This window comes from Vibrio sp. T20 (genome assembly GCF_007858795.1).
GTDB classification, from domain to species: Bacteria; Pseudomonadota; Gammaproteobacteria; order Enterobacterales; family Vibrionaceae; genus Vibrio; species Vibrio satsumensis.
Genome location: NZ_VFEB01000053.1, coordinates 1 through 309 on the forward strand (window position 1 = coordinate 1; position 309 = coordinate 309).

General features: G+C 45.6%; 1 pseudogene. It reads left to right on the forward strand.

The window, feature by feature from the left end:
• Positions 1–249 (forward strand): annotated as a pseudogene (locus FTW16_RS03040) (o-succinylbenzoate synthase); the annotation flags it as partial.
• Positions 250–309: the final 60 nt, after the last annotated feature.

The window sequence follows — 309 nt, forward strand, 5'->3', positions numbered from 1 at the left end:
TCTGTCGAGCGTTGTGTGGCAATCATTGAGCGTGCACAGAAGCTTGGAATTAAACCTGTATTGAGCTCGAGTATTGAGTCGAGCCTAGGTCTGACTCAGATTGCTCGTCTGGCGCAGCAATATTTGCCAAATGAAGTGCCCGGGCTGGATACGATTGGCTTGTTCAAGCAGCAGCTAGAAGTTTCTTGGCCGGGCTGTCAGTTGCCTGTCTCTATGCTTGAACAGCAGCAACTGATTTGGTCTTGTTAGACCGAGCTATTTGAATGGCTATGTAATTATCTCAGTAAGTTCTTAATCTATTTTTGGTTA